Below are 25,689 nucleotides of genomic sequence, written 5' to 3' on the forward strand. Positions count from 1 at the left end.
ATAACAACCGCCGCGCCTATTGCCTGCCGGACTCGTGAACCTGGATCTTTTTGCGCAGCGCCAGCAGGCCGAACGGCGTTATCAGCGCCATGGCCCCCACCATAAGCCACAACATTTCCGAGTTGCGCGGGCCTGTCGCGGGGCAGTATTTCGCCAGCATCGCGCCGCTCATCATTCCCACAAAGAATTTCGCTGCAAAAAACGGCAGCGTGGACAGCGCCATATACGACGCCTCCTGCCCCTTGGGCGCTATGGCGGCGGTATACTCGTAAAGCCTGGGCGACCAGAACGCTTCGCCTATGGAATAAACCACCATCGCCAGCGGAATGGCTATATAGAGCGGGTTGACAATATCCCCCGGCATGTTTAGCCATGTTTTCGCTATAAGATGGCCCAGCCAGCCCTGCGCCGCCGCGTGGAACCATTCCGGCGGCATGGCCATGAAAAACACCGACAGCGCCGATATGAGGCTGCCGAATATCACCATTTTATAGGCGGCGATTTTCTGCGTCAGCGCGCCCACTATCGGCACCAGGATGATGACGCATACCGGGTTTATCACCCAGAACAATCTGCCCACCGGCGCGCCGTCGCCAAGCTCCCGCAGGCAGTATTTCGGGAAGGTGTAGCACAGGTGGTAGTATATCAGCTTGACCCCCACCACCAGCGACAGGAACACCAGGAATTTATGGAAAGCCGGCTGTTTCCACACATCCGCCAGTATTCTGAAAGTGTTCGCCGCCGCCGCGCGCGCCCTGCCCGCCAGCGCGGAGGCCGCGTCCTGCTCCTGCGGCCGTTCTGTTTCCGGCGGGGCGATGACCACGCCCTCGTCTGTTGCCTCCACGCCGTTTCTAAGGAAAAACAGTATCAGCATGGCCGGAATGGTTACCACCGCTGCCCATAAAAATATCATGCGGTACGCGCTCATGGGAATATTCAGCACCGGCATGATGTAGACGCCATGCTCGCCGATTCTGCCGCGGATGAAATCCAGCATCCAGCCCGCTATGGCAAAGCCCAGGTTCATAATCGCGTAGTAAAGCGAGAACGCTATTGACCGCTGCGGCGTGCTGGAAAACCGCCTTACCGCCGCGTTCATCACCGGCGAGGTCATGGACAACCCCACCGCCATCAGGAACAGCCCGAAGGGAATGACCAGCCATTTCACCGTTACAAAAGCCAGCAGGAATCGGCAGGCCAGGCAAATGCCGAAACCTATCATGAAGGTGCTGCGTATGCCGATGGCGTCCGCGAAAGAGCCCGACAGCATCAGCGAAACCGACATCACCGTTGACCATATCGCTATCATGGAGCCGGCTTTCACATCGCTCATTCCCAGGTCGGCGGACAGCCACAGCACCAGCGTGGAGTTCATCACCCCGTAGGCGACTATTTCCAGCATATACGCGGCGTAGGTGGCCCACAGCTCGCGCGGGGCGGTTTTGAGGACGGTGAACTTTTCAATGAATTTGCGCATGTTTTGGTTTCCTGCTTATCGCGAAGCGGTAGATTGCTATCACTATCAGCGCGTACAGCGCGGTTGAAAGCGCGTCTTCAAACAGGCTTGCGCTTGCGGTGCGCAGCCTTACCGCCCTATCCAGCCCAAGCACTGTTATGCCCGCGATGGCGATTCCCATCAGCGCGTCGCCCGCGATAAGGCCGGAGCAGTAGAGCGAGCCGGGGTCGTCCTCGCCAATCGGCGCGTCCGAACTGTGTTTTTTTGAGACGAACCAGGCAACGGCGCCGCCGACCAGTATCATCGGCCAGTTGGTTATCGGCAGATACATCCCGATGGCAAAGGCCAGCGCGGATACGTCGCAGAGCTCGCATACAAGGCCTATTCCCGCGCCCAGCGCCAGCAGCGTCCACGGCAAACCGCCGCCGGTGGCGCCCTCCACCAGCTTGGCCATAAGCTGCGCCTGAGGCGCTTCCAGCGCGCGCGGATGCAGCGCGTCAACCGCGCCGAAGCCGCAGGCCTTATAAAGGATAATCAATATAAAGCCGGATAACACCGCCGAGGCCGCCGTGCTCATAATCTGGGCCAGTTGCACTTTCCATGGTGTCGCGCCGATAAGCGCGGCGCATTTTAAATCCTGCGACAGGTCGCCGGAGAGCGATATCGCTATGCACACCGCCGCCCCGCCGGTGATGGCCGCGATTTTTACGGTTTGCGACGGGTGGCCTATCGCGATGAAAAGCAGCGTCATCGCCAGCAGCGCGGTGATTGTCATGCCGGAGACGGGCTGATTCGTCGTTCCTATAAGCCCCACCATCCGCGCGCTGACCGCCACGAAAAACATGCTGACCACCACGATAATCACCGCCTCCCAAAATCCCAGGTGAAAGGGCGGATACAGCCACAGGAAAACGAAAGTGGCCGCTATTCCCGCGCCGACCAGCGGCATGGGAATGTCATGCTCTGTGCGTTTTGCCGCGCAGGACTGGGCCGACTTAAGCGCGGCGAAATGAAACACCGCCCAGCCTATCCCCGCGCCGATTACGCCATAGAGCAGAAACTTCGCTATGCCGCCAACCCAGGATTCCGCCCCGACGCCGAATACGAAGCCTCCCGCCAGAAAGCCCAGTATCGCGCCGCCTATGGCGATGCTGTTATGCTCCGGGTCGCGCGCGACGGGCTGTTCCGTCTGCGCGTCCGCAGCCTGCTTGCCGCCGCGCAGCGCGCACACGCCGTGGGTGAAAGAGGAAATTATATCCGGCATGGAGCGCAGCACGCCGATTAGTCCGCCGAAGGCCACCCCCCCCGCCCCGATATAGCGGAGATAGTTTAGCCGCAGGTCGTCTGTTACCATCGTGTCTATCGGCACGGTTCCGGGGGCGACGATGTTGTGCCCGCCGAAGGCGTGAATCAGCGGTATTATCACCCAGTAGCCGATAATGCCGCCCGCAAACATCACAGCCGAGATTCTCAATCCCACCAGATAGCCTATGCCCGCGAAAAGCGGCGACACCTCGTAGCCGAACCCCGCCTGATGCAGTTTCGGAAAAGTCCACATGATTACGTCTTTGAACAGACAGAAAGCCGACATCGCGAATTTGAAAAGCCCGCCGGTAAGCATTCCGGCGAAAACCGGCATGGCGCTGGCGCCGCCGGCGTCGCCGGCAATAAGCACCTTGGCGCAGGCGCTGCCTTCGGGGAACGGCAGCTTTTTATGCTCTTTTACCACAAGCGACTGGCGCAGCGGTATCATCATCAGCAGCCCCAACAGCCCGCCCGCCATGCCCAGCAGAAAGACGTTTTTGTTGGAAATCTCGCCGCCCAGGAAAATAATCGCCACGACGGTGAAAATCACCCCCGCCGCAAGCGACTCGCCGGTGGAGGCGAAAGCGTGGACAATGTTGTTTTCCAGAATGGTGCCGGTTCTGCCCAGCAGCCTGGGCAGTATCATGCGCAGCGTCGCCATGGAGATAATCGCCGACGGTATGGACGCCGAAACCGTCATCCCGATTTTAAGCCCCAGGTAGGCGTTGGCCGCGTTGAACACAACCGACAGCACAAGCCCCAGCAGCACCGCCTGAAGGGTGAATTCCGCCGCGGTTTTTTCAGGCGGAATGTAGGGGCGCAGTTCGTCTTTATGCGTTGTCATTCGGCCATGCGGGCAATCGCTCCCAGCGTTATCTCCGCGCAGCTGAAAAAGTCGTCAAGGCCGAGGTATTCGGCTGTCGTGTGCGGCTCCCACATCCCGCAGCCCAGATTGGGCGTTATTATGCCGTGCGCGGCGAATATGTTGGCGTCGCTTCCCCCGCCGCCCGGTTTCTGCTCCAGCTTTATCCCAATGGCTTTGGCGGATGCCGTCAGCGCGGCCAAAACCTTCGCCTGCGGCGGGATTTTCATGGCGGGATAGGTGTTGGTGTTGGCGCATTCTATCCGCGCGCGGACGGTTTTGCCGTCCAGTTTTATGGCGGAGCGTTTCGCCGCCGTCTCAAGCGCGGCTTTCATATGCGCGGTCTGGCGGCGCAGCTTGGCGGGGTTATGGCTGCGCGCCTCGGCCCTCATGGTTACGAGCGGGGTGATGATATTTGTCGCGCTTCCGCCGGAGATTACGCCCACGTTGGCGGTGGTTTCAAAATCAATGCGCCCGAGCTTCATTCGGGAGACCGCCTCCGCCGCAACGCGCACCGCCGAGATGCCGCGCTCCGGGAACATCCCCGCGTGCGCCGCCAGTCCGATGACATTGATTTCCATGCGGTCCGCCGCCGGAGCCGTAACCGTAACCTCTTTGGCGGATTCCGAATCCAGCACAATCCCCGTGCGGGATTTAAGCAGCGAAAAGTCCAGATGTTTGGCGCCCAGCAGCCCCACTTCCTCGCACACCGTGAAAACGATTTCCAGCGGCGGATGCGGCAGCCCGCGCTCTTTCAGAATCCGCAGCGTTTCCAGAATGACGGCGATGCCGGACTTGCAGTCCGCGCCCAGTATGGTGGTTCCGTCGGAGGTGATGCGGTCGCGCTTTATCTGCGGCTTGATGCCCTTTCCGGGCGAAACCGTGTCCATGTGCGACGACAAAAGCACAGGCGCCAATCGCGCATCTCCCGGAAATTTGGCGACAAGGTTTCCCGTCTGCGAGCCGGTTTTGGCAGCCGACCTGTCAAAGGCGGTTTTGCAGCCCAGTTCTTTGAGTATTTTATCCAGCCGCGCGGCGATTTTTCCTTCCTCGCGGGTTTGAGAGTCTATCCTGACCAGTTCCACGAAAGCGGACACCATCCGCTTTCTGCTCGCGGTGTCAATAAATGGCATGAGCAGAGTATATCAATAAATCCCCATTCGGTTCGCTGTTGCCGGTGCGCGGTTCGGGACAAGCGTGCCATCATAGTCAATCCAGAATAGCGTGCCGCATATTCGGTTGAAAGGATATAAAGGGAGAGTCCGGATAATCTGCGAAAATCTGTGATCCGTCTGTGGATTATATGCCGCGGTTTTTGTTGCGCGCGGGCGCGGGGCATGGTATAATAATGTTGCACTGGTTCAGCAGGAGGATGTATGCCGACTTCCAAAATGCGGGTTATGACTGTGTTAAACCGCGCAGACTACGCGATGCTGTTCAGCCTTTCAAAACGGCAGCAGAAATCCATCAGCCAGGAGATACGCGAATCCATCCTTGAACGGCTTGCGCGCGAGGACGACAGGCGGCTTTACGCCGTCTCGGAAAAACGCTACAAAAGCTATCTCAAGACGAAAAAATTCGTTTCCTACCGCAGCCTCAGGGGAAAAGGATGCACGAAGTAGTTTTCGCCGAAGGCGCGTTCAAAATATATGACAGGCTGCCGCGCAATCTTAAAGAGCGGGTCAACCGGGTTATAGAAGAGCGGCTGGAAAAAGAGCCTTTCCTGTACGGCGAGCCGCTGCGGTACGGCTTTATCGGATTTTGGAAAATAAGAACCGGCAAGCTGCGGATAATCTATAAGCCGGAAGACACCGGCAGAATCGTAATAACCGATATGGATTTCCGCAAAGAAGTCTACGGACAGCATTGAACTCCCATCCGGCGCGGGTTCCGCGGATTTTTCCATGTAAAATTCCCTGCCGTTATCCGCGGTCGTTTGTGGAACCCCGGTTCGCGTTTTTTGCGTTGGGCGTCGGAAAAATAGTACAGTATAACCGTTATCCCGCCGCGAAGGCGGGATTTTTTGCGGGAGCTTCTTGTTATGGACAACCGTCGCCAGGACGTGCGCAATATCGCCATCATCGCCCATGTGGATCACGGCAAAACCACTCTCGTGGACGCGATGCTTAAATACACCGGCTCCTTCCAGGTCAAAGCCGACGAGGCGCAGGAGGCCGTGCTGGATTCCAACCCGCTGGAGCGCGAGCGCGGCATCACCATCCTGGCCAAATGCACGTCGGTGCCGTATAAAGACCATATCATAAACATCGTGGACACCCCCGGCCATGCCGATTTCGGCAGCGAGGTGGAGCGCATCCTTCAGATGGTTGACGGCGCACTGCTGCTGGTTGACGCGGTGGACGGCCCCATGCCGCAAACCCGCTTTGTGCTGCGCAAGGCGCTGGCGCTGGGGCTTGCGCCCGTGGTGGTCGTCAACAAAATGGACCGTCCCAACGCGGACGCCGCCGCGGCGCTCAACGCGGTGTTTAGCCTTTTCATTGATTTGGGCGCCACAGACCCGCAGCTTGATTTCCCGGTGATGTACGCCTCCGGCAAGGACGGCTGGGCGGGCGATCAGACCTCCGGCGGCAAAGACGTCTCCCCCCTGTTTGAGACCATACTAAAGCATGTCCCCGCGCCGCTTGCCAACCCGGACAAGCCGCTTCAAATGCAGATTACCATGCTGGAACACAACAATTTCGTCGGGCAGGTGGGTATAGGGCGCATAGTCAGCGGCAATATCGCAAAAGGCCAGAACGTGGTCCTGGCAAAGCCGGGCGGGGCATTGCAGCCGTGTAAGGCGGTGAAAATAGAACGTTTCGCGGGGCTTGGCCGCCGGGAGGTGGACGCCGCCTCTGCGGGGGATATAGTGGCGGTCGCCGGGCTGGAAGGCGTAAATGTGGGCGACACTGTCTGCGCCGCGGATAATCCGGCGCCGCTTGCGCCGCTGTCCATAGACGAGCCTACGATTTCAATGGAGTTTCTGGTAAACGACAGCCCGTTCGCGGGGCTGGAGGGCAAATACATCACCAGCCGCCATCTTGCCGCCCGGCTTGAGAAAGAGGCGCGCACGAACGTCGGTTTGTGCGTTGAGCCGATGGAGGGCGAAGGCAAATTCAAAGTTTCCGGCAGGGGCGAGCTGCACCTGACTATCCTTATTGAAACCATTCGCCGCGAAGGCTTTGAGCTTGCCGTTACCGCCCCAGAAGTGATTTATAAGGAAGAAAACGGCAAGACGCTGGAGCCGATGGAATATCTGGTGCTGGATATAGACAGCGCGTATCAGGGCGCGATTTTTGAGCTTATCGGTCCGCGCGGCGCGAAACTTGAGAACATGGCCAGCGAAGGCTCAAACCGGCTGCGGCTGGAATATCTGATTCCGTCGCGCGCGCTGATAGGCTTTAAGTCCGATTTCCTGACGGCGACGCGCGGCACCGGGATGATGCATCACAGTTTTCACGGCTATTACCCGAAGGTCAGCATACAGCCGCTGCGCCGCAACGGCGTATTCGTGGTAAAAGACGCGGGCGAGAGCAGCGCCTACGCGCTCTACGGCCTTCAGGACGGCGGACAGATGTTTGTCGGCCCCGGCGTGAAGGTCTATGAAGGCATGATAGTGGGCCAGAATTCGCGCGACAACGATTTGATTGTCAACCCCAACAAGATGAAAAAGCTCACCAACATGCGCACCAAAGCCGCCGACGAGGCGCTGGTCCTGACCCCCCACAGGGTGATGAGTCTGGAGCAGGCCATAGAATACATCGCCCCCGACGAGCTGGTTGAAATAACCCCCAAGTCAATCCGCCTGAGAAAGAAAATTCTGGTAAGCCATCTCCGCCGCCGCGCCGAACGTCCCGACAGCGAAGAGGAATAGCCCCGGTCCAAAAAGTTAAACAACGTATTTCTCATCGGAAGCTGCGCGCAGGACGGGGAATTCTTTCCACAGATTGACCACAGAGTTTCACAGATTATCCGGACTTTTCTTTATACTGTGAGCCTGGTTTGAGCCCATCTGTGGGCATCTGTGGTTAAAACTCCCCATAGTAAAACGGGTTTACTTCATGATTTAACCTGAAAGTTTCAGTTGGCTGCGGGATTCGGCGAAAAATCGCTTCATACTGCCTTCACAAAATTATCCTTTCGTGCTGTGAAGCACGCGCGGATAATTTTGTTCGGCATTATCTCGCGCTTTTTCGCCTCGGTCCTCGCACCAACTGAAACTTTCAGGTTAACGGCTTTTCAACCACAGATGGCCACAGATAACGGCGGGCTGCGGGGGCAGGAAAAATCCGAGAAATTCCGGGGGCTTGATATTACATGGCATACCATGTATAATATGGGTATGAAAATGTATGCGGTGGAGTTTTATCAAAGCGAGCGCGGCGAAAATTACGTGGAGGATTTCCTTGACGGACTTCAGGAAAAAACCAGAAACAAAACACTTGCATGGATTAGGATACTGCAGATGCATGGCCCTGAATTGAAACGTCCCCATGCGGATTTGCTTGAAAGCCCTGTTCATGAGTTGCGCGTGTCATTTTCAAAAGATGAGGTGCGGATACTTTATTTTTTCGCCGGCGATGCTATAGTGCTGACGCATGGTTTTCTCAAGAAAACGCGCGATGTCCCACCTGGTGAAATTGAGCGGGCAAGACGCATTATGTCCGACTGGCAAAGGAGAAACTTATGAACGCCAAAAAGCGCTATACCTTTGACGATTACCTCAAGAAGCAGGAGGCTAAAGACCCCGCATTCCGGGCTAGGTACGAGCATGAGGTCCGCCTCGCCGAAATTGCCGTGCAGATAGCCAAAGCCCGCGAGGCTAAGGGCCTCACGCAAGCCGCTCTGGCAAGGAAGATTCACACAACGCAGCAGGTCGTTTCGGATATTGAGCGGCTCAAGTACCCGAACATGACGCTTAACACTTTGCTTAGAATCACTTCAGCGTTGCGTATACATATAACCCTGTAACCTCGTTATCCAGCGTTAACGCGGGAGAAATGTTGATTTGAAACTGCGGGGGACTTCTTGTATAATTTGATGAGTAACGCGCACCGCAACCCTGTATACTTTCAGACGGAGGAATGCTTATAGCGAGATAAAACTTTTCGCTGAATTTTTGGCTTGTTTTCGGGAGTCTGCATAAGAGCAGGCTGAGCTTCTGAAGTGATTCGGAAGCCCACACTAGACCGAAAGCAGGTCGCCCGTTGTTGCCCCCGCAAGGGGGCAGGGCGACATTGCTTTGGGTTCCTAGTGTGACTCAGGTGATGTCGCCCCTTTTATTTGGGGTATTCATCTAGTTCGAAACGGGGAAAAGGGGAAGGTTTATGGCTTGCAACTTCATAAAAAACGGCAAATGTATAAAACTGAATGAGGTAACACGCCAAACCATATCTGTTAACAGTATGTTAAAACTTGTTATTGCGTTCTTTGTACTTTTAGCACTGGTATCCACAAGTTCTATGGCAGAAGGCAAAGCGGATGGGGTGCGAAAAATATTCAGGAAAATGCTGAAGGTGGAATTGTCTCCAGAGGAAGTATTGAAAAAATATCTTGCCGCCAAGACGTGGGAAGAAAGACTGCCCCTCGTTAGAAATCCAAATAAAGTAAAGTCTCTTATGAAGGAACATTATGGTGAAAATTATAAGGGGCCAGCGAAGTATATAGAAATGTCAAATCCAGAGGAGATAATCGAGAATGCGAAGGATAACGTGTACGCATCCAGAGTGGTTTTTGAAAGGGGTAAAAACGTTTTTGGCGGCACCGTTGAGGACGCCATTAACTATCTAATAATCAAAACACCAGATGGTTATAAGATTGACTGGGAGGCATCCACAATCTATAACCCCATGAGTTGGGTCGCTTTCAAGGTACAACGTCCTTCAACTCCAAATAAATTCAGGGTTATGGGAGAATTGTCAGATTATTATGACGATGGCGTGATTCGTCAAGGGATGCCTGGATTTTACTATAGTATAGAACTAAGTGCTGTGGAAGAAGGCAAGATTGTTCCTCTATTTCTTTACGCATATATAGGAAAAGAATCTCCTGACGGGCGGCGCCTTTTTGAAATTTTGAAAGATGGCAAATCGAAACCGCTTATATTGGAGTTACATTGGGAGCCGGGCTGTGCTATTTTGAGTATAGATAAGTTTATTCAACCTGGGTTTCTAGAGTATGACGACGAGAGCGGTAATTCTTCCGGAGAAAGAAAGCGGACCGATTTGAGTCATCAACCGCACAAAGCAAACTAAACTGTTGCTGTACGGGTGGAGCGTATACTATTTGGCAACTGATGTTGAGCAAAGGGGAGGAATTGCGCTATGTCTACCGGAATCGGAGTGGCTAGATTATTTAGAATAAACCTTAATCAGAACCTATGGTTCTTGGTTGTGAGCTATGGTTTTATGGGGTTTGCTGAATACAAAATTACTACTGGGCATATTTTGCTATGCTTTTCATTCATTTTGTCTGTTGTTACTACATGCTCGGCTGTGATGACACTAATGGCATACACAATGGAATATTGTTGCTCTAAAATGCGAAACATCCCTAATTCAGGTTGCCGGAGTTTTGCACCTCCAATGTGTCGTGATTGTAGTGCTGACAAAAAATAGACTTGTTCCAGAATAAGACGAATAGGGGTCTTGCTCCCGAACAAAGTTCGGGAGCAAGCCTTTTTTTCAAACCTGCGCGTGGCCGGGGCCGTAGAGCGCCTTGACCGCCGCCGGAGTGGCGCGCTTGGCCGCCCAGTCGCGGATAGCCTTGACCTGCTCGGCCATTGTCTTTGAGAGCGGCACCATTATCTGGGTCTGATGCCAGACGTCCTCGCTGTTCATGGCGCGGTTGGCCTGGCGCGCCTCTATGCGCGCGGCGATGACGGCCTGCTCTATCTCGGCGCCGCTCCAGCCGTTGGTGTAGTGGACCAGGTATTTCATCTTGAATTCCTTGGGGTCCGCGCTGTTGGCGGTCAGATGGATGTTGAATATCTGGGCGCGCTCCTCGTCGTCGGGCAGGTCGCAGAAGAACACCTGGTCAAAGCGGCCTTTGCGGATGATTTCCGCCGGCAGCATTTCAATGCGGTTGGCGGTGGCGGCGACAAAAACCAGAGGCGGCTTTTCCTGCATCCAGGTGAGAAACGCCGAAAACACGCGCGACTGCGCCGTGGCGGCCTCTTTGGGTGTGCTGAGGGCGCTTTCCATTTCGTCTATCCACAGCACGGCGGGGGCTACCGACTCTATGGCGTTGAGCGCGCGGTTGAACGCCTCTTCCGGGCTGCCGTAGGCGCCGGAAAAAATCAAGCTCATGTTGAGGCGGAACAGCGGTATGTCCCACAGCGCGGGGATGGCTTTTGCCAGCAGGCTTTTGCCGCAGCCGCTGACCCCCATTATCAGAATGCCCTTGGGAATGGGCATGCCGGAGTCCACCGAGGCCTGGGTGAACAGGTCCTTGCGTTTCATCGCCCATGTCTTGATGTTGCCTGCGCCGCCGATGATGCTGGTGTTGGGCCGTATCGGGACATATTCCAGGAATCCCGCTTTTTTGGCGATGGCGGCTTTTTCCGCGAAAATCTCGTCCAGCGGCTTGGTTTTGGAGGCGCCGCTGCTGTAGGTGCGGAACATCACATGGTCCACTTCCTTTAGCGTCATGCCGCGCAGCGCAAGCACAAGCTGCGATTTTACCGCCGCCGGCAGGGCGGCCTCCGGCGGAAACTGCTTCTCTATGGCCAGCACGCGGGCGGAGAGTTCTTCAGGGGAGGGCAGGTCCATATCCGCGTGGAATATCTCTTTTTCAAGCGACTCGGGCAAAACGTTTATGGCGGAGGTTATCACTATTACCGCCTGGTAATTGCGGGATAAAACCGAATAGGCCTCCCGCAGCCCGCGGACGGAGCGCGGGTCGGTCATGAAAGCCGGCAGGTCCTTCATCACATAAAACCCGCGCCGGGGCTGGGTGATGATGTTTTGAATCGCGGCCACCGGGTCGCGCGTGTCCACGCCGTTGGCCGGCGGGTTGAAGCCGTAAACGCAGCTCCAGGTAGTCAATGTGCCGTTGGCGAAACACCTGGGCAGCAGGGTCCTGAGGTTGTCTATGACGCGGTCTTCTTCCGAGGAATGCACGTACACAATCGGATGCCGACCCTGCAACGCACGTATAATCTGACTTTCAAAGCTGGCCATAATCGTCCTCCGAGAGTACACGATATAATAAAAAGCCTTTCATTTGCAAAAACACCAAAAACGCCAAAAACAGTGAAAACAGCGAAAACAGTGAAAACGGCCCTTGTCCCGTTCGGACGGTTTTTATAAAATCAAGAGATATGCGCAGCAACCGTCCCCCGCTTTTCCCGGCTGATGCCGGCAGGAGGAGAGTTATCCCATGAAATGCGACAACTTAGAGCCTATTGCCATTGTCGGGATAGGCGCGGTCATGCCCGGCGCGCTTAACAAAGACACCTTCTGGAACAATATATTGGGCATGAAGTCCTCCATAACCGAAGTTCCCTCCTCCCACTGGGACTGGCATGTCTATTACGACCCGGACCCCAAGGCGCCGGATAAAACCTATTCCAAAATAGGCGGTTTCATAAAAGATTTCAAATTTGAATCGGTCAAGTACCGCATCCCGCCACAGGTCGCAAAGCAGATGGATGCCGTGCAGCATCTGGCCATAGAGACCGCGCATATGGCCCTGGCGGACGGCGGCTACGATAAAAAGGTTTTCAACCGGGAGCGCTGCGCTGCCGTCATCGGCAACGCCATGGGCGGGATGAAAAACGAGGCCAGCCTGCTGCGCATCGGCCGCTACGATTATTACGAGATGCTGCGGAAAAGCAGGACTTTCGCCTCCCTGGGCGCGGCGGGGGCGGCTGTTATAAAGGAACTGGATGAAGTCGTGAGTTCCCGCTACCTTCCCATCACGGAAGACACCATGCCGGGCGAGCTTTCCAATGTGATAGCCGGCAGGGTGGCCAATGTGTTTGACCTCAACGGCGCCAATTTCTCGGTTGACGCGGCCTGCGCCACCTCGCTTGCCGCGGTTGACCAGGCGGTAAACGGCCTGCGGCTGGGTAATTTTGACATGGCCATAGCCGGCGGGGTGGACCAGATGATGTCCGCCTCGGCCTATGTGAAGTTCTGCAAAATCGGCGCGCTTTCGGCGGACGGGTCTTTCGTGTTTGACGCGCGCGCCAACGGCTTTGTGATGGCCGAGGGCGCCGGGCTGCTGCTGCTTAAACGTTTCTCCGACGCGGTGCGCGACGGCGACAAAATCTACGCCCTCATCCGCGCTATCGGCGCTTCCAGCGATGGCAGGGGAAAAGGCATCACCGCGCCCAATCCAAAGGGTCAGAAGCTGGCCATAGAAAAAACATTCGCCCAGCTTGATTACACCCCGGCGGACGTCGGTTTTGTGGAGGCGCACGGCACCGCCACCCGCGTAGGCGACGTGTCCGAGATGAGCGCGCTGGTGGAGGTCTTTGGCAAATACGGGATTGCGAAGGGAGCCATAGGCATAAGCTCCATAAAGTCGCAGATAGGCCATGCCAAGGCGGCGGCGGGGGTGGCCTCGCTTATAAAGGCCGCGCTGGCTTTGCATAACAAGACGCTGCCGCCGTCTATAAATTTCGCCACGCCGAATCCTAACATAGACTGGAACGGCCCTTTCCGTGTTATCACCGGGCCGGAGCAATGGCAGGGTGGCAAGCTGCGGCGGGCCAATGTGTCGTCTTTTGGTTTCGGCGGGACCAATTTCCACGCCGCACTGGAAGAATACGTGTCGGGAACAAGGCTGCCGGATTACAAGGCAGCCAAGGCCGCCGTTCCGGCGGTTGAATCCTCACAGGGGAGGCCGGTTTCCATGCATACAGAACCGCAAAAACTTCAGGGGGAAGCGATAACTTTCTCCGCCGCCAGCAAGGCGGAGCTTGTCTCCAGACTCAACAGTTTCGCCGCATCGCTGAAAAACACGGACCCCTATCCCGTCATCGCCTACGCCCATGCGCTCAACTGCGCGCCGCGCGGCGATTTCGCCGTGGCGCTTTCCGCCAAGTCGGCGGCGGAGCTTAAGGACAAAATCTCGTTTTTTGTCAAAACCGCCCAGGCTGGCGATGTGTGGCGGGTCCCCTCGCTTCACCTGAAAATGAAGGGAATATACCCCTTCCACCCGGCGACGGGGCGGGCGAAAATAGGCTTCATGTTCCCGGGGCAGGGCTCCCAGTACGTAGACATGATGAAGGACCTGGCCTCCAAATATCAGGTGGTGCAGGACACTTTTGACGAGGCCGACCGTATCCTGAAGGCCCTTATCGGCGTTACCATAACCGAAACCGTCTGGTCCAAACCCGGCGAAAACGCAGACGAGCTCGCCAAGCGCGAGGACGCCATCCGCCAGACCCAGATGACGCAGCCCTCGGTCCTGACCGCGGATATCGCGATGATGCGGCTGCTGACCTCCTTCGGCGTAAAACCCGATATCGCCATGGGCCACAGCCTGGGCGAATACGCCGCCGCCGTCGCCTGCGGGATATTCACTTTTGAGAGCGGCCTGCGCGCGGTGACCAACCGGGCCAAGGAAATGTCCAATATCCAGGTGGACGACACGGGCAAAATGGCCTCCGTCGCCGCCTCCTGCGAGCGGGTGGAGGCGGAGCTTAAAAGCATAAAAGGCTATGTCATCGCCGCCAACAAGAACTGTCCCACGCAGACCGTCATCTCCGGCGACAGCAAGGCGGTGGCCGAAGCCATAAAGCTGTTCAACGCGCTGGGCGTCCAGGCGGCGGAGATACCGGTTTCTCACGCCTTCCATTCCGAAATCATACGCCCCGGCGTGGAGCCGTACCGCAAATACCTGGGCGGTATTCCCGTTTCCAGCCCGGTAATTCCGATACTTTCAAACGTGACCGCCGGCTATTTCCCGCCGGACGAGCCGGGCGTGCGCGAGCTGCTGCTGCGCCAGATAACCAGCCCCGTGGAGTGGATGAAGCAGCTGCACAAAATGTATGACAGCGGCGTGCGCGTTTATGTGGAATGCGGCCCCAAACGGGTGCTGAGCGCCCTGGCCACCGGCACTTTGCAGGACAGAAAAGACATAGTGGTGCTGGCATCCAATCATCCCAAGAAAGGCGGCATCAACGAGTTCAACGACCTGCTGGCCAGCCTCACCGCCGCCGGCGTGGCTGTTGACTGGAGCGGCGCCGATATCTCCAAAGGCCGCGGCGCATTCACCCCGGCCTACGCGGAATGGGCCGCGCAGACGGCGGGCATCAACGTTCCCCCCGCCCCGCCGCCTCCCGCGCCGGCTGCTGTTGCGCATGTTCCCGCCAACCCGGAGCCGGCCCGCGAATGCGCGCCGGACAAGTTCGGCTTCAATTCCAACGACATAGCCGTAAGCGGTATAGCCGCCGGCACGCCCGGCAGCTGGGACAAGGTGTTCCGCGACGGCAATATAGACGAGATTCTGCGCGGCCAGAACATGATAGAGCAGCTTTCGCCGGAGGATATGCGCCGCCAGATAGACAAGAACATAGTCTCCGTCCTCAAATCCGCCACGGGCGACCACCGGATAGAGCGGCTTTCCTCCATAGAAAACGCCATAAAGCTGGCTGCGGTGCGCGGCGGCTTTGACCTGGAAAAAGAGTTCGGCCTGCCCGCAAACTGGGTGGGCGCTATGGACGCCTCCTTTCAGCTGGCCCTTGCCGCCGGCGTGCTGGCGCTGCGCGACGCGGGCATACCGCTGGTGCAGCATTACCGCAAAACCTCCACCGGCGGCTATCTGCCGGACCGCTGGGGCCTGCCGGCGCAGATGATGGACGATACCGGCGTTATTTTCGCCTCGGCTTTCCCGTCGGTGAACGCGCTTATAGACGAGGTGTCCCGCTGCCTCACATATACTTTCCGCAAAAAAAGCTCGGACGAAATCTACGGCTTTTACGACGCGCTTATCCAGCGCGTTACGGACCCGGCGCTGCGGCGCGAGCTGTCGCAGTGGTTTGCGGAAAACTACAGCAAGACCAAAGTTTCGGACTCGGAACAGGCATATACCTTTAACCAGAACTTCCTTCTAAGGATCATCCCCATAGGCCACAGCCAGCTTTGCCAGTGGATACGGGCGCGCGGCCCCGCCACGCATATCAGCGCGGCCTGCGCCAGCACCACCCAGGCCGTCGGCATAGCCGAGGATTGGATACGGGTCGGGCGCGCAAAGCGGGTGCTGGTTGTCGCCGCAGACGATATCACCAACGAGCGTGTGCGCGACTGGCTGTTCGCCGGCTTCCTTTCCACCGGAGCGGCCACCACCAAGTCCGCGGTCAGCGAAGCCGCGCTTCCCTTTGACCGCCGCCGCCACGGCCTGATAGTTGGCATGGGCGCCGCAGCCCTGCTGGTGGAGGATGAAACCGAAACCCGCAAACGCGGCATGAAGCCGCTGGCGCGCGTTCTGTCCACCGAGACGGCCAACAGCGCTTTCCACCCCACCCGGCTGGACGTAAACCATGTGGCGCAGATTATGGACAGGCTGGTGGCCCGGGCCGAGAAGCAGCGCGGCCTCAGCCGTTCCGAAATGTCGCGCAACATGCTTTTCATGTCGCACGAAACCTATACGCCCGCGCGCGGCGGCAGCGCGTCGGCGGAGGTTAACGCCTTAAAGAGCACATTCGGCGCGGACGCGCCGAACGTGGTGGTCAGCAACGTAAAAGGCTTCACCGGACATACAATGGGCGCGGGGCTGGAGGATGTAATCGCCGTGCGCGCGCTCAACACCGGCACGGTGCCGCCGATTGCCAATTATAAGGAGCCGGACCCGGAGCTTGCCGGCATAACGCTCAGCAAGGGTGGCGAGTATGATTTGAAATACGCCATACGGCTTGGCGCGGGTTTCGGCTCGCAGACCGCGATGACGCTGCTGGAGCGCACCTTCAAAAAAGGCGAGGCGCGCGTTGAATACCCGGAGAAATACAATGGCTGGCTTAAAGAGATTTCCGGCCAGACACTGCCGGAGCTTGAGGTGGTCAACAACACCCTGCGCGTCAAAGACAGCGGCGAGTTTCTGCGCAAAGGCGGACAGCCGCCCGTTGTGGTGGAAGCGCCGCAGGCTTATGTTGACAAGGCCGTGGCCGCAGCCAGGCAGCCCGCCGCTCCCGCCCCGGCTGCACATGCTCCCGCCGCGCCGGCGGTTTATGCCGCTGCCGCGCCGGTTGCCGCGGCTGTGGCGGCTCCGCCGTCTGCCGCGCCGGTTTCCGCCGCGCATGGCGGGACCGAGGTGCAGGCCGTCATCATAAAACTCATCACTGATAAAACCGGCTATCCGCAGGACATGCTTGAGCTGGACCTGGACATGGAAGCCGACCTGGGCATAGACACGGTAAAACAGGCCGAGCTTTTCGCTGCCATACGGGAGCATTACAGCATCCCCCGCAAGGAAGGCGTCAAACTAAAGGATTATCCGACGATACGGCACTGCATTAACTTTGTCCTGTCCGAGACCGGCGGACAACCCGCCGCGTCTGCGCCGGCAGCCGCAAAACCGGCGGCGCCGGCTGCTGTTCCCGCCGCAGTCGCGCAGTCCGCGCCGGCTGCCGTTTCCGCCGCGCATGGCGAGGCGGAGGCGCAGGCCGTCATTATAAAACTCATCACTGATAAAACCGGCTATCCGCAGGATATGCTTGAGCTGGACCTGGACATGGAAGCCGACCTGGGCATAGACACGGTTAAACAGGCCGAGCTTTTCGCCGCCATACGGGAGCATTACAGCATCCCCCGCAGGGAAGGCGTAAAACTGAAAGATTATCCGACGATACGGCATTGCATCAACTTCGTTCTGGCCGAGACCGGCGGCAAGTCCGGCGCGTCCGTGGCTGCTGTTTCCGCCGCGCCCGCTCCGGCTGCCGCCGCAAAGCCCGCGGTTGCGGCCCCTGTTGTTGCTCCGCCCGCTCCGGCTGCTGTTTCCGGCGCGCATGGCGAGGCGGAGGTGAAGGCCGTAATCCTTAAACTTGTCACCGACAAAACCGGCTATCCGCAGGATATGCTTGAGCTGGACCTGGACATGGAAGCCGATTTGGGCATAGACACGGTTAAACAGGCCGAGCTTTTCGCCGCCATACGGGAGCATTACAGCATCCCCCGCAGGGAAGGCGTAAAGCTGAAAGATTACCCGACGATACGGCATTGCATCAACTTCGTTCTGGGAGAGACGGGCGGCAAGTCCGGCGCGTCCGCGCCGCCGGCTCCGGCGGCGCCTGCTGCGCCTGTCGTGCCGGCTGCGCCCGCTCCGGCGGCCAAACCCGCCGCTCCCGCTGCCGCCACGTCCGCGCCCGCGCCGAAACCGGCGCAGGGCCCCGCGCCTTCGCCAAAACCGTTTTCAGCCGCGGCTCCGGCCCGCCTGAGCGACGGGGAAGTGAAGGCCGCCGTCCTTAAAATGGTGGCCGAGAAGACCGGCTATCCGCAGGACATGCTGGACCTGGACCTGGACATGGAAGCCGATCTGGGCATAGACACGGTGAAACAGGCCGAGCTTTTCGCCGCCATACGGGAGCATTACAGCATTCCCCGCAAGGAAGGCGTGAAACTTAAGGATTACCCGACGATACGGCACTGCATCAATTTCGTGCTGTCCGAATCCTCCGCCCCGGCGTCCGCGCCGCAGGCGGCCCCCGCCGCCGCGCCGCAGCCGCCGAAGCCTGAAACAGGCACTATACGGCTGATACCGACGCTGGTGGATGTTCCGCTGGAGGCAAAGGCGGGGCGCAAACTTTCCCCCAAGCGGCCCGTAATCATAATGTCGGACAATGCCGCGCTTACGCGCGCGTTCCAGTACGAGCTGTCGCAGCTCAAGGTGCCGGTGTATGTGTTCACCTCCGCCAAATCGCGCGGTAAAAACACCGCCACCGTTGACTGGCGCAGCCTTGAGGAGACCGAAAAGGCGCTGCGCGACTATGCCTCCGACAATCCGCGCATACAGGGCATAGTGTATCTGCTGGGCGCGGGCAATCCACGGCTGGACAAAAGCGCGGACCCGCATGCGGATTTGATCCGCTATGTGATGCCGCTGTTCCACGCCTGCAAAATATTTGAAGGCAATCTTGCCGACCAGGCCGACGCCGATACCTTCATATCCGTCAACATCACCATAGACGGCGCCTTCGGCATGAAAGCCGCCAGGGATTTTGACCCGTTCCCCGGCGCGCTCTCCGGCGCGGTGCAGTGTTTCAGAAAAGACATGAAGGAGCTTGCCAAAACCCGCACCAAGCTGCTGGACTTTGAACCGGAAACCGCAGCCGAGGAAGTCGCCCGCGCCACCCTGGCCGAAGTGCTGGAAGGGGACGACCGCCTCGCCATAGCCATGCGCGGCGGGAAACGGCAGACCTATCACGCCCTGCCGGTTCCGCTGGACAAAAGCATAAAGCGCTTTAATCTGGACGGCAAAACCGTGCTTGTAACCGGCGGCGGGCGCGGCCTGGGCGCATTGTTTACAAAGATGGCCGCACAGCAGCATAAGATGCGCTTTGTGGTGCTGGATATCATCCGCCACGACGAGCAGAGCGCCCGCTGGGCCGCCATGAACGCGGAGCAGCTGGCGGAGCTTAAGAATTCGCTCTGGGTCAAAATGCGGGCCGACAAGTCGCGCAAGGGGACCCCTGTTATACTGGAAAAGGAGTTCGGCGCGGTAATGGACGCCGTCGGCCTGCACCGGCATATAGAGGAGATTCAAAAGCTCGGCTCGCAGGTGGAGTATTTCAACTGCGATCTGCTGGACCTTTCCGCGCTTAACAAAACCATGGCCGATATCAAGGCCAAATTCGGCCAGATAGACGGCGCCGCGCATTTCGCGGGGCTGGAACGCTCCAAGCTGGTCAACGAAAAGACGGCGGAAGAGTTCATGCGCATCTACGACGTCAAGGCCGCCAGCGCGATGGCCATGCTGGCCTCCGGCGCGGTGAAGGAGAAAGGGTTCTGGGTGTTCATCTCCTCAATAGCCGGCAAATTCGGCAACCTGGGCCAGTCGGATTACGCCAGCGCCAGCGATTATATAGCCAAGCTGGCCATCAGCCTCTCCGCTTCGGGAATACGCGCCTATGCCGCCGACATGAGCGGTTATGCCTCCATAGGCATGGCGGTAAGGCCGGGGGTGGAGGCTTTCCTGAAATCCCAGGGCATGGTGTTTTTGCAGCCGCAGGAAGGGATGCAGACGCTTATAGACGAAATAATCCACGGCGACGTGCCGGAAATAGTGCTTAGTGCGTCGCTTGGCAAACTGGACTGGGACGGGCAGGTGAAATCCCCGCTGACCGGCGAGACGTCCGGCCCCGCGCCTTCCGCCCCCCCCGCCGCTTCCGGCGGCATGCATTTCGTGGAGCGGATAGCGATGGTTGAGGAAGGCCGCTCCCTTCTGGCCGAAAAGGAATTCTCTCTTGAAAAAGACCCCTATCTGGCGGACCATTCCATAGACGGCACGCCCTATGTCCCCGGCGTGATGGGCATAGAGACTTTCATGGAAGCCGCCGCCGCGCTGGCGGGCAAGCCTTCCGCCGGGCTGGAGGATGTGCATTTCTCCCTGCCGATAAAATTGCTGCGCAACAGGCCGCAGGGCGTGCGCGTGTCCGCCTCCAAAACCGGCGCGCAGGCGGAGATGTTTATTGAATCCGACTTTGTAAACCCGCAGGGCGAGAAAATGGGCGCGCCGCGCCGGCATTTTTCGGCCAGGACGCTGGGCGCGTTTGAGACCGTGTTCAAAGACGCGCAGAGGCCGCAGCCCGCGCTGCGCCCGCCCTCCGCGGACAAGGCGGCGATATACAAGCTCTATTTCCACGGCCCCAGCTTCCAGGTGCTGGAATCGGTTATATCGGTAACGGCGGATTCGGTTACGGCGCGCTACCGCCGCCCCGCAACACCAGTCTGGCCCGGAGAGGTAAAACTGTGCGCCTTCCCGCTGCTTATAGAGGCGGCGTTCCAGGCCTGCGGCTTCCGGGATTTGACGGTTGACAACCGCATGGCCCTGCCCGACTACGTAGGGAAGCTGCGTGTTTACGCCCAGCAGTCCGACGCGCCGGAAACGCTGGACGTGCATTGCCGGTTCAAAGGCAAGGACCAGCAGGGCAAAAGCGTTTACGACGCCTGCGTCTGCGACAAGGACGGCAATATCTGGATTGAGCTTCAGGATTACCGGATGATAGCCCGTTCCTGAGCGGCGTATCCTCCGACTGTGGCGGCTTATGAAAGCGATACTTGTCATCTCAAGCCATGGCGAAGTTCCCCCGCGGGACGGGTTTCTGTCCGGCGGGGAGGAGAGTGAATTCGCGGTCCTGCTGGCCGAAAAGCGCCGGCGCGACTGGCTGTGCGCCCGCTTTGCCGCCAAAAAGGCGTTTTTGGAAGCCTGGCCGGACTGCGGGCTGGGCATGAAGGAGATAACGGTTTCCAAAACCCCTGCCGGGGAGCCGTTTTTTGTGGCGGGCGGGCAGCGCAGGCCGCAGCCGCTGTCGCTTTCGCACAGCGCGGGGCACGCGGCGGCGGCGTTGGGGCTGGATTGCCGCGCCATCGGAGTGGACCTGGAAAAAATAGAGGCGCGCCCCCAGTGCTGGATTGACGATTGTTTTCAGCCCTCGGAAATTCCCGTGGGCGCCGACGCGGCTTACTGCACCGAACTGTGGGCCAAGAAAGAGGCCGTTCTCAAGGCGCTGGGCATAGGGCTTTCAGCGGACCTCTATGACGTGCGTTTTGACGGAGGCTGCCACAAACCCGCGGTTTTCAGCCGCGCGCGCAAGGCGTGGCAGGACAGGGGCGGCGGGAAATTTCTGATGCGCGTTCACCGCATGCCCGAAGGCTGCGTAACCTGCGTGGCCATGCTTTCATAGGAGACTGTTATGGATGATTTGATAAACCAGCCCCCCTCAAGTTCCGCCGAAAGCGGCGCGCCCTCCAAGGGCAAGCCGCGCAAGGTGCGCGAGGCGCCGGCCAGCCTGCGCAAATTCCGCGAAATCTACGGCAAGGCGCTTGAAGGCGCAGGGCCGGATAAGGTGGCGGCCCAGAAGGCCAAGGGCAAGCTCACCGCGCGCGAGAGAATACAGTACCTCGTGGACGAGGGCACCTTCAACGAGGTCGGCGCGCTGGTGGAAACCACCTGCACCGAATTCGGCCTGCGCGACAAGCATATAAAAGGCGACGGCGTCATCACGGGTTTCGGCAAGGTCAACGGGCGGGACGTGGCCATATTCTCGCAGGATTTCACGCAATTGGGCGGCTCGCTGGGGCTGGCGCATGCCAAGAAGATAGCCGCCGTCATGGACAAGGCGATAGAGGCGCGCACCCCCGTCATCGGCCTGCTGGATTCGGGCGGGGCGCGCATACAGGAAGGCGTGGAAAGCCTGGACGGCTACGCCCGCATTTTTGCGCGCAACGTCAAAGCCTCCGGCGTGGTGCCGCAGATTTCCGTCATACTCGGCCCCTGCGCCGGCGGCGCGGTATACTCGCCCGCTCTCACCGACTTTGTCTTCATGGTGGAAGGCATAAGCCATATGTTTATCACCGGGCCGGAGGTCGTCAAAGCCGCCACGGGCGAGCAGGTGGATTTTGACACGCTTGGCGGCAGCGGGCCGCATTCCTCCAAGTCCGGAGTGTGCCACTTCGTCGCCAAAAGCGAGCCGGACTGCTTCCGCCAGGTGCGCGAGTTGCTGAGCTTCCTGCCCCAGAGCCGCTGGGAAAAGCCTTCCGTGGGCGACAGCCCCGACCCCGCCAACCGCCAGGTCCCGCTGCTGGAGAAAATCTGCGAAATCCATCCGCGCAGGCCCTACCGCGTAACTCATATCATCTGGTGGCTGTCCGACGAGCATAAATTCCTGGAGGTCCACCAGAACTTCGCCAAAAACATAGTGGTGGGCTTTATGCGGCTGGGCGGCGAGGTCGTGGGCGTGGTGGCCAACAACCCCGCCGTGATGGGCGGCGCGCTGGACATACAGGCCAGCGTGAAGGCCGCGCGTTTCGTGCGTTTCTGCAACAGCTTCAATGTCCCGCTTCTGACGCTGGTGGACCTGGGCGGCTATCTGCCCGGGGTGGAGCAGGAGCACGGCGGCGTCATCCGCAACGGCGCGAAGCTGCTTTTCGCCTATGCCGAGGCCACCGTGCCGAAGGTGACGCTCATCCTGCGCAAGGCCTACGGCGGCGCGTATATAGCGATGAGTTCCAAATACCTCAACGGGGACTTCAATTTTTCGCTGCCCAGCGCGGAAATTGCCGTGATGGGTCCGCGCGGCGCGGTGGAAATACTGCAATCGCGCCTCATAAAGGAAGCCCCGCCGGAGCAGCAGGACGCGCTTAAGGAAAAGCTTACCGCCGAGTATGCCGAGAAATTCGCCTCGCCTTATCAGACCACCTCCACCGGCTCCATAGACGAGGTGATAGAGCCTTGCCAGGCGCGCTACCGGCTGATTTCGGCGTTCCGTTTCCTGCGCAACAAGCGCATTCCGGGAACAAACGAATCCCGCGGCAACATCCCGCTGTGAAAGCCCTTGTGCAGCGGGTTGAGAAAGCCGCCGTCGCCATAGCGGGCGGCCCCAGGCGGGAGATCGGGCGCGGCTTTGTGGTTCTGCTGGGCGTGGCTGAAGGCGATACAGAGGCCGCCGCGCTCTGGCTTGCGGCGAAAACGGCGAAGCTGCGGGTGTTTTCAAACACGGAAGGCAAGTTTGACCTGTCGCTTGCCGATGTGGGCGGGCAGGCGCTGGTTGTTTCGCAGTTCACGCTGCTTGGCGACTGCGCCAAAGGCTGCCGGCCCGATTTTGCCGGCGCGGCCCGGCCCGAAGAAGCGAAAAAACTTTATCAGGCTTATGTTGACGCCCTCGCGCGAGAGGGCATACCCGTGCAGACCGGCGAGTTCGGCGCGCACATGGATGTGGAAATTCACAACAACGGTCCCGTAACCATCATGCTAGAGCGTATATGACAAATCCGCGAGGCCGCCCGCGCATCGCGCGTTCGCGGCAGCCTTTTCTGTTTGATTTTAGCGGCGGCAAAATATCCCGGCGGGAGTATGCGCTGTGGACTGCCGCCGCCGCGCTGTGTTTTTGCGGCTTCTATATATTCCACCGGTTTTGGTACAACGCGGTGTCGCTGAAAGCCGCCGCGCCGGTTTACTATCACGACGATATAATAAAGGTCAGGCTTTCCACCCGCAACAGGGCCTTGCTGGAGAATTGGCGGCTTCATCCGCCGGTTGTGCGCCTTGCCGGGATGAACGCAAGGCCGGTAGGCGGCATGGCGCGGTTTTACATGACGCCGGTCCGCAACGGCTGGGCCGGGCAAATGCCCTGCCCATGGAATGCCCCGCCCGGCAGCTACCGGCTTGAGCTGGAAGGCGGCTGCAAATATCTCAAGGCCGGCAATGTGGAGATAGCGCGCCGCGTCCCGGCGAAAATGCCGCCCAAATTCGTGGTTCTTACTATGGAGTATGCCGGGGATTACCGTTCCCTCCGCATGAAGCTGCCCGACGGCACTATTGGCGGCAAAGACGCGCCCGCGCGCTGGGCAAAGCATCTGGGCGCGGACGCGGTGTGGGCGCTGGTTGGCAAAACCTCCGGCGTCAAAGGCGCGCCGTGGAACACTGTGGACCTTGCCTCCGTGCGCGAGGTGGGGCGGCAGTGCCATGCGCGGGGCGTAAAATTCGGCGTGTGGGTGATGTGCTATCTCACGCATATAGAGAAAAACAATTTTTTTCCCCGCTACCAGTGGGCGCAGGAGATTGAAAACGGCAGGCTCAAAAACGTGCGCGCCGTCTCGCTGCGCGACGGCAAAAGGCCCGACGACATCGCCGATTTGCTGATTAAATTCCGCGATATGCCCGAGGTTGATTATCTGGGGCTGGATTATATCCGCAATGCTCTTGGCGGCTACGAGCTGATGGACGATTTCTACGCCGAAATGCCCTGGGCCCCCAGGCCGGAAAACTGGGACAGGCTTTCGCCCGGCGGAAAAACGGCCGCTTTCGCTGCCATGAAGGTCGCGCGCAAAAACAAGCAGTTCATAGACGACTGGCAGTGGTGGCGCGCGCGCAGTGTCGCGCGGATAGTGCGCCATATAAAAGACCGGCTGGGTCCCTCCAAGCCGCTGTGGGCGTTCACGCTGGGCTGGGAAAGGGGCTGGCAGCACGGGCAGGACCCGCCCATGATAAACGATGCCGGCGCGGACTACGATGCGGTCATGCTTTACGAGGCCACCTCCGGCCAGTTCGCCGAGATGATGTCAGACTGGGGAGGCTACCTCAAATCCGCCGACGTCCAGCTTGTTGCCGGAAATGTGATAGACTGGCCCCTGCACCAGAACGCCGGGCTGGGCGAGTATAAAAGCCGCTTCTCGCGCGCGATGCGCCGCATGTATTCCGACGGGAACGTGCCGGGCATATTCGTCCATGACCTGTGCCGGCTTGTGGGCGGGCGCAAAGGCCCCGCCTCAACCGAGGACTGGGCCCGCGCCACGCGCGAGGTCATAGCCGAATTCCGCGCGCTGCCGGATAAAAAATGAAGAGTCTGCTGCTTGCCGTAACCGTTTCCGCCGCGGCTTTTGCCGCGGCTAAAACCGCGCCGAAAACGGTGAAGATAACTTTCCCCCCCTCTAAAACGGTTGTGGAGGCAGAGCTTGCCCTCACGCAGGCGGAACATGAGAAAGGGCTGATGTTGAGGACCAGCCTCGCCTCCGGGCGCGGGATGCTTTTCGTTTTCCCGGAGGAGGATATGCACGTTTTCTGGATGAAGAACACGCTCATAGACTTGGACATAGTTTTTATCGGCGCGGACAAAAAGATACTGCTGGTCTACGACAAAGTCCCCAAATCCCGCAAAGACACCCCCGACGACAAGGTGGCCCGCGTCCCCGGTTTTGGCCGGTATGTGCTGGAACTGCCAGCCGGATACTGCGCCGGGCACGGGATAGTCAAAGGCTCGGCGCTTGAGTTCAGGCTGCCGCAGCCGAAGGCCGGGAAATGAAAATAGACTTGCTCCCGAATAAGGTTTATGAGGCAAAAAGACAGGATTTTGGCCTGCAACGCAGCGGACAGAGGCGAGCACACTCCGGCGGGGTGTGTAAGCCGG

General features: G+C 58.8%; 16 protein-coding genes. 12 read left to right on the top strand and 4 right to left on the bottom strand.

Going from position 1 to position 25,689, the window contains the following annotated elements; all coding sequences use genetic code 11:
* Positions 1-16: 16 nt before the first annotated feature.
* Genes WC421_08850 through WC421_08860 form a run of 3 tightly spaced genes read right to left on the bottom strand, consistent with a single transcriptional unit; the run spans position 17 to position 4,756 of the window.
* Positions 17-1,477, bottom strand: coding sequence for an MFS transporter (locus WC421_08850; GenBank protein MFA5162340.1), 1,461 nt, complete (start codon positions 1,475-1,477; stop codon positions 17-19).
* Positions 1,461-3,605, bottom strand: coding sequence for an OPT/YSL family transporter (locus tag WC421_08855; protein ID MFA5162341.1), 2,145 nt, complete (start codon positions 3,603-3,605; stop codon positions 1,461-1,463). The genes WC421_08850 and WC421_08855 overlap by 17 nt, the downstream gene beginning before the upstream one ends.
* Positions 3,602-4,756: a M20/M25/M40 family metallo-hydrolase gene (locus WC421_08860; GenBank protein MFA5162342.1), complete on the bottom strand. Its 1,155-nt coding sequence runs from the start codon at positions 4,754-4,756 to the stop codon at positions 3,602-3,604. The genes WC421_08855 and WC421_08860 overlap by 4 nt, the downstream gene beginning before the upstream one ends.
* A gap of 243 nt (positions 4,757-4,999) precedes the next feature.
* On the opposite strand from WC421_08860, the gene WC421_08865 reads away from it, so the two are divergent.
* The 6 genes from WC421_08865 to WC421_08890 all read left to right on the top strand — a co-directional run bounded on the left by WC421_08865 (position 5,000) and on the right by WC421_08890 (position 9,877).
* Positions 5,000-5,245: a hypothetical protein gene (locus WC421_08865; protein MFA5162343.1), complete on the top strand. Its 246-nt coding sequence runs from the start codon at positions 5,000-5,002 to the stop codon at positions 5,243-5,245.
* On the top strand, positions 5,233-5,493 hold the full coding sequence (locus tag WC421_08870; GenBank protein MFA5162344.1) for a type II toxin-antitoxin system RelE/ParE family toxin: 261 nt from the start codon (positions 5,233-5,235) through the stop codon (positions 5,491-5,493). Before WC421_08865 ends, WC421_08870 begins: the two co-directional genes overlap by 13 nt.
* 171 nt (positions 5,494-5,664) lie before the next feature.
* Positions 5,665-7,497 (top strand): translational GTPase TypA, encoded by a 1,833-nt coding sequence (gene typA, locus WC421_08875; protein ID MFA5162345.1) that lies wholly within the window; start codon positions 5,665-5,667, stop codon positions 7,495-7,497.
* Between the two features lie 210 nt (positions 7,498-7,707).
* Positions 7,708-8,313, top strand: a complete 606-nt coding sequence (locus WC421_08880) for a type II toxin-antitoxin system RelE/ParE family toxin (protein ID MFA5162346.1) — start codon at positions 7,708-7,710, stop codon at positions 8,311-8,313.
* On the top strand, positions 8,310-8,594 hold the full coding sequence (locus tag WC421_08885) for a helix-turn-helix transcriptional regulator (protein MFA5162347.1): 285 nt from the start codon (positions 8,310-8,312) through the stop codon (positions 8,592-8,594). Before WC421_08880 ends, WC421_08885 begins: the two co-directional genes overlap by 4 nt.
* Positions 8,595-8,950: 356 nt before the next feature.
* The gene (locus tag WC421_08890) at positions 8,951-9,877 is read left to right on the top strand and encodes a hypothetical protein (GenBank protein ID MFA5162348.1); all 927 of its coding nucleotides are present in this window, start codon (positions 8,951-8,953) and stop codon (positions 9,875-9,877) included.
* A gap of 429 nt (positions 9,878-10,306) precedes the next feature.
* Here the strand turns inward: WC421_08890 and WC421_08895 are convergent, their stop codons facing one another.
* Entirely contained in the window at positions 10,307-11,803 is a 1,497-nt protein-coding gene (locus tag WC421_08895) for an AAA family ATPase (GenBank protein MFA5162349.1), read from the bottom strand.
* 199 nt (positions 11,804-12,002) lie between these two features.
* On the opposite strand from WC421_08895, the gene WC421_08900 reads away from it, so the two are divergent.
* From WC421_08900 to WC421_08925, 6 genes are read left to right on the top strand one after another with little or no spacing between them, the layout of a single operon-like run.
* On the top strand, positions 12,003-20,801 hold the full coding sequence (locus tag WC421_08900; GenBank protein MFA5162350.1) for an SDR family NAD(P)-dependent oxidoreductase: 8,799 nt from the start codon (positions 12,003-12,005) through the stop codon (positions 20,799-20,801).
* Between the two features lie 28 nt (positions 20,802-20,829).
* Positions 20,830-21,468, top strand: coding sequence for a 4'-phosphopantetheinyl transferase superfamily protein (locus WC421_08905; protein MFA5162351.1), 639 nt, complete (start codon positions 20,830-20,832; stop codon positions 21,466-21,468).
* Between the two features lie 9 nt (positions 21,469-21,477).
* Complete coding sequence (locus WC421_08910) at positions 21,478-23,112, top strand: acyl-CoA carboxylase subunit beta (protein ID MFA5162352.1); 1,635 nt, start codon at positions 21,478-21,480, stop codon at positions 23,110-23,112.
* Positions 23,109-23,549: a D-aminoacyl-tRNA deacylase gene (dtd, locus tag WC421_08915; protein ID MFA5162353.1), complete on the top strand. Its 441-nt coding sequence runs from the start codon at positions 23,109-23,111 to the stop codon at positions 23,547-23,549. The genes WC421_08910 and dtd overlap by 4 nt, the downstream gene beginning before the upstream one ends.
* Positions 23,546-25,123: a hypothetical protein gene (locus WC421_08920; protein MFA5162354.1), complete on the top strand. Its 1,578-nt coding sequence runs from the start codon at positions 23,546-23,548 to the stop codon at positions 25,121-25,123. The genes dtd and WC421_08920 overlap by 4 nt, the downstream gene beginning before the upstream one ends.
* Positions 25,120-25,584, top strand: a complete 465-nt coding sequence (locus WC421_08925) for a DUF192 domain-containing protein (protein MFA5162355.1) — start codon at positions 25,120-25,122, stop codon at positions 25,582-25,584. Before WC421_08920 ends, WC421_08925 begins: the two co-directional genes overlap by 4 nt.
* The last annotated feature ends 105 nt before the right edge of the window (positions 25,585-25,689 follow it).

It is taken from the genome of Elusimicrobiales bacterium (assembly GCA_041651175.1).
GTDB lineage: Bacteria > Elusimicrobiota > Elusimicrobia > Elusimicrobiales > Elusimicrobiaceae > JAQTYB01.